1 protein-coding gene is annotated in these 324 nt (G+C 71.9%); it reads left to right on the top strand.

Annotation, left to right across the window (positions count from 1 at the left end):
- On the top strand, positions 1–324 hold a 324-nt coding region (locus tag BI06_RS45335), incomplete at both ends, for an MFS transporter (RefSeq protein WP_043479165.1).

The following is a 324-nucleotide window of genomic DNA, read 5'->3' as shown; positions in this document are numbered from 1 at the left end:
CCCGGCGGGCTGCGCCTGCTGATGACCCCGCCCTACCGGCGCCGCACCCTGTTCTGCGGCCTGTTCTTCCTCTGCCAGGTCGGCCCGCTCTTCGCGATGCTCACCTTCGGCCCGCAGATCCTCTCGTCCTTCGGCATGCCGGGCGGCACCGTGATGGAGACCCTGGGTACCGGCCTGATCAGCGTGGTCTTCCTGCTCGGCTGCTACCCGGCGCTGCGCCTGATCGACACCCGGGGCCGACGGCCGGTGATCATCTGGTCGTTCGCCCTGATGACCGTCCCGCTCGCCCTGCTCGGGGTGTGGCCCACCGCCCCCGCCGCCGTC

It is taken from the genome of Kitasatospora sp. MBT66, assembly GCF_000710405.2.
Lineage (GTDB): Bacteria > Actinomycetota > Actinomycetes > Streptomycetales > Streptomycetaceae > Kitasatospora > Kitasatospora purpeofusca.
This window is presented reverse-complemented; position numbering and strand designations above follow the sequence as displayed.